The organism is Parasphingorhabdus sp., from assembly GCF_041748495.1.
Classification (GTDB): domain Bacteria; phylum Pseudomonadota; class Alphaproteobacteria; order Sphingomonadales; family Sphingomonadaceae; genus Parasphingorhabdus.
Window position 1 is genome coordinate 1 of the sequence record NZ_JBGTDD010000042.1, and the last position, 4,850, is coordinate 4,850.

The following is a 4,850-nucleotide window of genomic DNA, read 5'->3' on the forward strand; positions in this document are numbered from 1 at the left end:
CGCTACAAGGGCAAAATATTGTGGCATCAAACACATCAGAACAAAGGCGATAATCGTCTCGGTTCCCTCGGCGAGACCGGTATTGTAGAAGAAGCTTTTTTTGCCATGGGCATCCGACTCCCGGCCCTCTTTGGCCGCTATTACGGCATAGGCGAGGAAACTGATCCCGGTCAGCGTGAAGCTGCCAACCAATATCAGCGCGAAGGGCAGGTTGGCTGATGCGGCAAAGCCAAAGCCGATCGGCACGGCAATATAGAAGGCAAAATCGGCGACAATATCAAGATAGCCGCCAAAATCGGATTGTGTCGTTGCTCGGGCGACGGCGCCATCGAGTCCGTCGAACAGACGGCTGACCAACAACAGCACCAGCCCCAGCAGATAATAGCGAAACCCGATGGCCACGCCCGCACCGATACCGATCAGCGCTCCGGCCAGCGTTACCTGGTTGGCGGTCAAGCCGATTCTTGCGATCCAAGCGCCGAGCGCATTGAGGGGAGGATCGATGATCGGTCGCAGGCGGGAATCAAGCATCGTTTATCTTCCCCGATCGCCGACCATCAAACAACGGTCACGATGCCGATGACCGCGCCGGTCATAGCGGTGGCGCAATTGCCAGCGATCCAGCTTTTCATTCCCAGTCCGGCGACTTCGGCGCGGCGCAACGGCGCCAGCGTTCCGATCGTCGAGACCAGCAAGCCGACGCTGGCAAGATTGGCGAAGCCGCAAAGCGCATAGATTATGATGAGCTGGCTACGGGGGTCGAAGGTTCCTTCCGGTATCGCCGCTAGATCGAGGTAGGCGACATATTCGTTGAGGATGGTTTTGGTTCCCATCAGCGCCCCTGCCGCCGGTGCCTGGTCCCACGGCACGCCCAATGTCCACATCAATGGCGCGAACAACCAGCCGAAGGCGCGTTTGATGGTCACCGCCTGACCATCGACATAGGGCAATATCGTCAAAATCTGGTCGACCAGAGCGACCAGCGCAAACACCACCAGAATGATGCCGATCACCGCCAGGAACACCTGCACGCCTTCCATCGTTCCGCGGACAAGAGCGTCGATGCTGCCATCATATTTGAGTCCCGGTTGCTCGTTGCTGGCTTCGGTCTCGCCGTCGCCCGGAACCATCAGGCGGGCAACCAATATCGCGGCCGGTAGCGAGATCAATGATGCGGAGATCATATGGCCGACGGCGTTCGGAACGGTCTTCGACAGGGTCGAAGCATAGAGGACCAATATCGCTCCGGAAATGGTCGCCATCGCCAGCACCATCACCATGAACAGTTCGGACCGGCTCATCTTGTCAAAATAAGCCCGCAAAACCAGCGGAGATTCGACCACGCCCAGAAATATATTTGCTCCGCCACTCAGGCCGACGACACCGCTGACGCCCATGGTCTTGCGCAGCGCCCAGGACAGGCCACGGACAATCCACGCGAGCACGCCCCAGTGCCAGAGCAATGCGGATAGCGCCGAAAAGACAATCACCAGCGGCAATATCTGGAACGCGATGATCAACGGCGGCTGTGCGCCCTCTTTCAAGACGAAGGGCAATTCCGCCCCACCCGCATAGCCGAACATATAGGATGACCCGACCAGCGTCGCTTTTTCAATCGCCATCACGCCCTGATTGGCAATGCCGATAATATCCCAGACAAAGGGAATTCTGACGATCACCAGCGCGATCGTAAATTGCAGCACGAGCGCAGCGCCCATCCATTTCCAGCCCGGGGTGGCCTGGCGGTTTTCCGACAGCAGCCATACGAAAACAAGGATCAGGGACAGGCCAATCAGACCCTGGCCCTGCTGCAGGGCATCTATCATCCTCGCATCCAGCTGTGATAACGCTCGACCCAGCGGAGCAAGCCTTCCGGTGCATGTGCACGCTTCCATTCGCCGGCCGCATATTTATTCGCTTCTGCCATGGTGGGATAGGTATGAATCGTTCCCAATATCTTGTTCAGGCCAAGCTTGTATTTCATCGCCAGAACATATTCGGCTAGTAACTCGCCGGCATGATCGCCGACGATCGTGACGCCAAGAATCTTGTCCTTGCCCGGCACGGTCAGCACTTTGACAAATCCATGCGTGGCGCTGTCCGCAATCGCACGGTCAAGCTCATGCATCTGGTAAGTCGTGACTTCATAGGCAATGCCCCGAGCCTTCGCATCCTGCTCGTTCAGGCCAACCCTTGCAATTTCGGGATCAATGAATGTCGTCCAGGGAATGACCCGATAGTCTGCCTTGAATTTGCGGAACTGACCGAACAGGGCGTTCACCGTTGCAAACCAGGCCTGGTGAGATGCGACATGAGTGAATTGATATGGTCCGGCGACATCGCCAGCTGCGAAAATATTGGGATAAAGAGTCGCGAGATAATCATCGGTTACGACCGTTCGATCGGTTTCGATGCCCAGTTCTTCCAGCCCAAATCCGGTCAGCCGGGCACTGCGACCAACCGCGACAACCAGTGCATCGAAGGCGATGCTTTTCTCTTTGCCATCCGCAGCGAGGATCAGCCGCTTTTCGTCATCTACCCGCTCGCAGCGGATCGCATCATGGCCGGTCAGAACCTCTACACCGGAGCGCTGCTGCGCGCCGAGAGCTAGTTCTGCGACTTCATCGTCTTCCCGCTCCAAGAGGCGGTCGGAGCGCTCCACCTGCACCACATCTGCACCGAGCCGGGCAAAGGCCTGACTCAGTTCACAGCCAATAGGGCCGCCGCCGAGCACGACCATGCGCTTCGGGATCTCGTCCATCCGAGCGAATTCTTTCCATAGCGTATCGCTGGTGACATAGCCGACTTCATCAAGGCCGGGCAGATCGGGCACAAACGGTCGGCTGCCGGTAGCGATGACGATGGAGCGCGTGGTCAGTCGTTGCGCCTCGCCATCTTCGCGCTTGATCTCGACCGTCCAGGGATCGATGATCGTCGCATAGCCCTTTACCACATCGACGCCAAGATCGGTATAGCGCTCGACGCTGTCATGCGGTTCAATGGTGGCAATGATATCATGCACGCGCTGCATCACCGCTTTGAAGCTATATTTTGGAGTGACCTTGTTCAGCCCGTAAACGTCGCCGTCGCGCATCTGCTGGGCAACTTTCGCGCTTTTGATCAGCGCCTTGCTCGGCACGCAGCCATAGTTGAGGCAATCGCCACCCATTTTAGAGGTTTCGACAAGGGTAACCTTGGCCTTAACCGTCGCTGCAATGTAGGAGGAGACCAAACCGGCAGCACCAGCTCCGATCACCACCATATTGCGGTCATATTTTTTCGGCTTGGTCCAGCGCGCGTAGACTTTGCGGCGCTTTATCCCGGCTACGATCCACTTGCCGATCCAGGGAGTGAGGCCAAGCGCGGCAAAAGACAGCAGCAGACCCGGCGAGCCGATATCGCTGACTTCATTGATATTGGCCAGCTGAGTACCGGCATTGACATAAACCAACGTCCCCAGAAACATGCCGATCTGGCTCACGATATAGAATGTGCGGGCCTTGATCGCGGTCAGCCCCATCAGCAGATTGATCAGAAAGAAAGGAAAAACCGGCACCAATCGGAGCGTCAGCAGATAAAAAGGGCCATCTTTATCGACACCATTGTCGATCGCCTTCAGCCGGTCCCCAAACCGGGACTTTACTGCATCGCGAAACAGATAGCGCGATGAGAGAAAGGCGATCGTTGCGCCGATTGACGATGCGAAGGACACAATGATCGTGCCGGTCACGACACCGAACAGCGCCCCGGCCGCAAGGGTAAGAATCAGCGCTCCTGGCAAGGACGCCGCCGTTGTCGCGACATATATCAGAAAGAATATCGCGATAACGAGAACGGGAGCCGCCTGATATTGCGCATCAAAAGCCACCTGCTGTTCCTTCAGACTAGCCAGCGTGAGCTGCGAGCCGAGGTCAAAGTAGAAGAAGCTAGCAATGGCGATGGCAAAGACGACAAGTATCAGTGTTTTTTTCATATGGTACTTTCTACCCGACCAGGAGTCTGTGCACGGGCCAGCGATCTGCCTATTTTTCTATCCTGATCTTCTAGCGGGTTTTGCACCCGGGGCAATTGAACGATTGCCGATAATGTTCATCGGCGACCGCCGGAGCGCTTCTCCCGGTGCGGACCAGCGAATGGAAGCGCCAGACTCCACCAAAGTTCGGCCGGATGGTCCGACTGATATTCCGGCAGACCGATGACCATGCCATCATGTCCGGCGACGGGCTGCGCTTGGTAGGTTCCGAATAGCCGGTCCCACAACGCGATGCTGAAACCAAAATTGCTGTTGGTTTCCTTGGTGATGGTCGAATGGTGCACGCGGTGCATATCCGGTGTCACGAGCAACTGCCGCAAGATGGCGTCGACCGAATTTGGCAACCGCCAATTGCTGTGATTGAACAGCGCGCAAAGGTTAAGGATCAGCGCGAATATGAAAACCGCAAAAGGGGTCGGCCCGAGCAGCAACACCAGAGCGCATTTATACAGCATCGACAACATGATTTCAGCCGGGTGAAAGCGCACTGCCGTGGTGACATCGATATCCCGATCAGCATGATGGACTTTGTGAAGCGCCCAAAGCAGCGAGATTCGATGGGTCATCACATGCTGCACATAGACCGCCAGATCCAGTAATATCAGCGCCAGACCGAACTCCAGCCAGCCGGGTAAGCTGGTCCAGTTGAACAAGCCAAAACCGTTTTGCGCGGCAAAAACAGCGACGGAAATGGCGGCAATTGGGCCCATCAATCTGAGGGCAGCGCTGTCGACAAGGATGATAATGATGTTTGTCCGCCAGCGGTGACCGCGAGCCATCGACCGTTTCTTGCGTGGAAAAACTGTTTCGAGCACGA

At 56.6% G+C, this 4,850-nt stretch carries 4 protein-coding genes; all 4 read right to left on the reverse strand.

Annotation, left to right across the window (positions count from 1 at the left end; genetic code table 11):
• A partial coding sequence (locus tag ACEW8J_RS03420; RefSeq protein WP_373490233.1) for a CDP-alcohol phosphatidyltransferase family protein occupies positions 1-531 on the reverse strand: 531 nt, incomplete at its 3' end.
• Between the two features lie 26 nt (positions 532-557).
• Positions 558-1,826: a NupC/NupG family nucleoside CNT transporter gene (locus ACEW8J_RS03425; RefSeq protein ID WP_373490234.1), complete on the reverse strand. Its 1,269-nt coding sequence runs from the start codon at positions 1,824-1,826 to the stop codon at positions 558-560.
• Positions 1,823-3,973, reverse strand: coding sequence for an FAD-dependent oxidoreductase (locus ACEW8J_RS03430; RefSeq protein WP_373490235.1), 2,151 nt, complete (start codon positions 3,971-3,973; stop codon positions 1,823-1,825). Before ACEW8J_RS03430 ends, ACEW8J_RS03425 begins: the two co-directional genes overlap by 4 nt.
• Positions 3,974-4,089: 116 nt before the next feature.
• A partial coding sequence (locus tag ACEW8J_RS03435) for a sterol desaturase family protein (protein ID WP_373490236.1) occupies positions 4,090-4,850 on the reverse strand: 761 nt, incomplete at its 5' end.

Coding starts and splice junctions, on each gene's coding strand:
- ACEW8J_RS03425 (WP_373490234.1), bottom strand. CDS start 1,826: ATGATAGATGCCCTGCAGCAGGGCCAGGGTCTGATTGGCCTGTCCCTG.
- ACEW8J_RS03430 (WP_373490235.1), bottom strand. CDS start 3,973: ATGAAAAAAACACTGATACTTGTCGTCTTTGCCATCGCCATTGCTAGC.